Genomic DNA, 3,954 nt, shown 5'->3' with positions numbered 1-3,954 from the left:
GGTGTACGCAATCCAATGTAGGAGCTGCCGAAGGCTGCGATCTTTTAAAAGCATCACCTCAACCGCCGAAATACCCCGAACAGCACTTCTTGAACTTCTGCCCGCTGGCGCACGGGCAGGCGTCGTTGCGCCCGATGTCGAGTGCCACGGTGGGGTCGATGAAGTACCAGCGTCCGGTGTTCTGCACGAACGATGAACGCTCGCGATGACTGTGTTCACCGCTGCCGTCGTGCCAGCGCGCGGTGAACGTCACGAAAGCGTGTTCCGGTTGACCGCCGAGCACTTCCGAGCTTTCCACCTCAAGGCCCAGCCAAGTGCTTTGCGCGCTCCAGTCGCTGATCGATTGCCGATCGAGCCCGGCTTGCTGGGCGGGCAGGGTGGTTGCCACCAGGTAATCGATCAGGCCCAGCACATAGGCGCTGTAGCGCGAACGCATCAAGGCTTCCGCGCAAGGAGCCGGGTGACCGGCATGGTAATGACCACAGCAGGCGTCGAGCAGGGTGCCGCTGCCGCAAGGGCAAATGGATGTACTCATTGCGTTACCACCAATATTTCCCGAAGTTTTCCGGATTGGCCCAGAACCGCGAATTGAGCCAGTCAGGTACTTGTTTGTAGTCAAGCAGATCGTAGGTAAACAGGGTCAGCACTTGATCATCACGCTGGAAGCGCTCGCTGGCTTGCAGTGCCAGGGAGAAAAAATCCGTTTCCTGCCAGCCGCTGGCGGGCAAGTCCGCCAATACCGCGATGCGGCTGGCGTTGAGGTTGCGGATGCCGCCCAGCAAATTCAGACCGTCGCGTTTGGGCAGGTGTTCGAGGCAATCGACCACCAGCGCCAGGTCAAACCGGCGGGCCGCCAATTCGGCGGGCAACGGCCCGGGCGCCGCGTGTGCGACACAGCTGTCCGGGTGCGCGAGCTTGAAAGCTTCAAGCGCGGGGAACTCGCTGGCGCCGATCAACAACAGGCGCGAAGGGGCGTATCGGTCCAGCAAAGCGGCCAGCGCCTGTTGCGGGGTACGCGAAGAAATACCTGCAATCATTGAAGATCCTCACTCAGATCTGCCAAGACTAGCCTGCCCGCCAGTTCGAGCCTAGAGCGGGTTTTCCGCAAAAGTGACGATCTCCCGTGAATACGGGACAAAACTGCAATGGCCTATTGCTGGCGGAGAATTAAACTCCGGTCTTTACTCCCTGAATCGGTTCTAAGCCGATCCTTCAGGAGAAAACTAGATGAGCATAGTTCGGACAGCATTACCCCTGGTTCTGCTAACCAGTGTGTTGACTGGTTGCGCAGGTTTGCAGAAAACCGACTGGCCGACCTGTGCGGCGGTCGGTGGTGTCGTAGGTGCGGGTCTCGGCGCGACCGAGAGTTCCTCGTGGGCCGGTTATGGCGCATTGGTAGTCGGCGCTACGGCGGCAGCCTATTGCTGGGTTCACGGTGATGGCGACGAAGACGGCGATGGCGTGCCGGATAGTCGCGACAAGTGCCCGGGCACGCCTAGAGGCGTACAGGTCGATGCCGATGGTTGCCCACCACCAGCACCTGCTCCAGTGGTTGAAGAAGTTGTGGTAGTCAAGGAAGAAACCATCGTCATTCGTGATGTCCACTTCCAGTTCGATAAAGCTACATTGACCCAGGCTGACAAAGGCGTGCTCGACAAGATCGCCACTCGCCTGAAAGGGGAAGCACCTAACGCCCAACTGACGGTAACCGGTCACACCGACAGCGTGGGCAGTGATGCTTACAACCAGAAACTGTCGGATAAACGCGCCCACTCGGTGGTTGAATACCTGATCCAGGAAGGCGTGCCACGAAGCAGCTTCGTGTCTGTTGCCGGTGCCGGTGAAAGCCAGCCGGTTGCCGACAACAAAACCGCTGACGGCCGCGCGATGAACCGTCGCACTGAAATCAAAATCAACCGCTAGGTCCCTCGCATCCGCGGCTTGTGCAGTCGCGGATGCGGGTCTTTACTCCTGTGTAACCGGCATTGGCCGGTGACACAGGAGCTTTCAACATGACCAATCTCACACGGACCGTCTTGCCGGTTCTGCTGCTTGGCAGCCTGTTGACCGGTTGCGCTACTCACAGTGATGGCACTGCCCCCCTCAACCAACGTACCTGGCCGATCTGCAGCCTCATTGGCGGACTGGTCGGTGGAGGCCTGGGCGCTATCGAAAGTGGCGGTTGGGCGGCCGGTGGAGCGGCGCTCGGTATCTTGACCGGTGGTTTGATCTGCTACGCCCAGGATGGCGATGAAGATGGCGATGGCGTTTTCGACCGCCGTGATCGCTGCCCCGACACTCCGGCCAATACTCCTGTGGAACATCACGGTTGCCCGCTGCCGCAATACCCGGCCAGCGTGAAACCTGCGGAACCTGTTGCGCCTGAAGTCATCACGTTGAGCAATGACGTGTTTTTTGGCTTCGATAAATCAGACCTGACGCCGACCGCGCAAAGCGAGCTCGATGCGATCATGAGCAAGTTGCTGGACGCCGACGTGGTGAGCATCAAAGTGATCGGGCATACCGACAGCGTTGGTGCGGATACTTACAACCAAGCCCTGTCGGAACGTCGCGCCAACAGCGTTGCCGAGTACCTGTTGAGCCAGGGCGTGGCGCCGAACAAACTCACCAGCGAAGGCAAGGGTGAAAGTCAGCCGGTGGCCGACAACGAAACCGAAGAAGGTCGCGCGAAAAACCGTCGCGTGGAGTTGCATATCAATCGCTGAACCGCGGAATAGAGCCGTCGAGCGCGGATTCGTCGCGTTTCGACGGCCATTCGGCGATCTTCATGAAGATTTTTTGTTTGCCCTCTGGCTTATCCCGCGTGGAAGCCGTTACTGTGCGCGCAAAGAATAATTCTCATCGAGGGGCGTATGAAGGTGATATGGGGGCTGGGGAAGCTGTTGACCCTGCTGTTCTGGGCGGTGGTGCTGGTCAATCTGCTCATGCCGTTTATCCATCCGCTGCACCTGCTGACCAATCTGGCCGGCGGTGTTCTGGCGATCCTCCATCTGCTTGAAGCGCTGCTGTGCAATCGCAGCCTAAAAGGTCGCGCCCATCCTTGGCTCGATCGCCTGAAGATCTTGATTTTCGGCGTTTTCCATCTGCAAACCATCCCCGCTGCCACCGCATCTAAGGCTTCCCATGCGTAAACTCTGTCTGCTCGCCGCCCTCATCAGCCCACTGGCCTGCGCTCAGGTAGTGAGCGTAGAAACCAACTCGTTGATGCGTCTTCCCAATACCGCCAGCACCCTGCAACTGGAACGTCTGGAAGTGGCGGACTATGGCACGTTGCTGATTCCCTCGAACGTGACCGAAGTGACTGTTGGCGAACTGCACTTGGGTCGTGACGCGCGAATCGCGATCGTGCCCAGTGAGCAGGCGCTGGAATTGAAAGTCAGCCGTGCAGCGTTGTCCGAGGGCAGCCAGATCACGGCTCGCGGCGCGCCGGGTACTTATCTGAAGGCCGCTCGCTCCGGGCGCAATCTGAATCTGCAGATCAAGACCCTGAATGCACCGCAATTGCTAGTCGACGCTAGAGGTGGTGCGGGGGCGCCAGGATTTGTCGGCCTCGACGGGGCCAATGGTCAGGCGCCGGGTTGTACCTGGGGCCAGGCCGGGCGGGGTGCCGACGGCAGCGACGGGAGTGATGGTCAGCCAGGCGCGCCGGGGGCCTTGGTCAAACTGGCGGTGCCGCGTGATTACCCGGCAGAACAGATCAAGGTGCAGGTGGCCGGTGGCGCTGGTGGCCTGGCGGGTCCTGGCGGTAAACCGGGAGCGGGCGGCAAGGCCAAGGGCTGCTTTATCTATACAACCGATGGCGGCAAGGGCGGCAAACCTGGTACCGACGGGCAACCGGGGCCTGCCGGTGCGGCGGGTTCGGTAGTGGTGCAGCGGTTGTAATCCATTTTTTGCCTGGCGATTTTCCGTGTAGGAGCTGCCGCAGGCTGCGAT

Annotated in this window: 6 protein-coding genes; 4 read left to right on the top strand and 2 right to left on the bottom strand. The window is 60.0% G+C overall.

Annotated features, from left to right (window positions below):
* Nucleotides 1-58: 58 nt before the first annotated feature.
* Both ACW9JC_RS29125 and ACW9JC_RS29120 read right to left on the bottom strand, forming a co-directional pair.
* Nucleotides 59-535, bottom strand: a complete 477-nt coding sequence (locus ACW9JC_RS29125; protein WP_457459361.1) for a YchJ family protein — start codon at nt 533-535, stop codon at nt 59-61.
* Nucleotides 536-539: 4 nt separating this feature from the next.
* Nucleotides 540-1,037, bottom strand: coding sequence for a DUF6231 family protein (locus ACW9JC_RS29120; RefSeq protein ID WP_457459359.1), 498 nt, complete (start codon nt 1,035-1,037; stop codon nt 540-542).
* Nucleotides 1,038-1,227: 190 nt separating this feature from the next.
* Between ACW9JC_RS29120 and ACW9JC_RS29115 the strand changes: the two genes are divergently transcribed.
* The 4 genes from ACW9JC_RS29115 to ACW9JC_RS29100 all read left to right on the top strand — a co-directional run bounded on the left by ACW9JC_RS29115 (nt 1,228) and on the right by ACW9JC_RS29100 (nt 3,903).
* Complete coding sequence (locus tag ACW9JC_RS29115) at nt 1,228-1,923, top strand: OmpA family protein (protein WP_338585107.1); 696 nt, start codon at nt 1,228-1,230, stop codon at nt 1,921-1,923.
* An 89-nt stretch (nt 1,924-2,012) separates the two neighbouring features.
* Nucleotides 2,013-2,726: an OmpA family protein gene (locus ACW9JC_RS29110; protein WP_457459357.1), complete on the top strand. Its 714-nt coding sequence runs from the start codon at nt 2,013-2,015 to the stop codon at nt 2,724-2,726.
* Between the two features lie 147 nt (nt 2,727-2,873).
* On the top strand, nt 2,874-3,152 hold the full coding sequence (locus ACW9JC_RS29105; protein ID WP_457459355.1) for a DUF1145 domain-containing protein: 279 nt from the start codon (nt 2,874-2,876) through the stop codon (nt 3,150-3,152).
* On the top strand, nt 3,145-3,903 hold the full coding sequence (locus tag ACW9JC_RS29100; RefSeq protein ID WP_416128031.1) for a collagen-like triple helix repeat-containing protein: 759 nt from the start codon (nt 3,145-3,147) through the stop codon (nt 3,901-3,903). The genes ACW9JC_RS29105 and ACW9JC_RS29100 overlap by 8 nt, the downstream gene beginning before the upstream one ends.
* Nucleotides 3,904-3,954 lie beyond the last annotated feature (51 nt).

The organism is Pseudomonas sp. SDO5591_S426, assembly GCF_054070755.1.
Note: the sequence above shows the minus strand (reverse complement) of the source record. Positions and strands in the feature narration are given on the sequence as shown.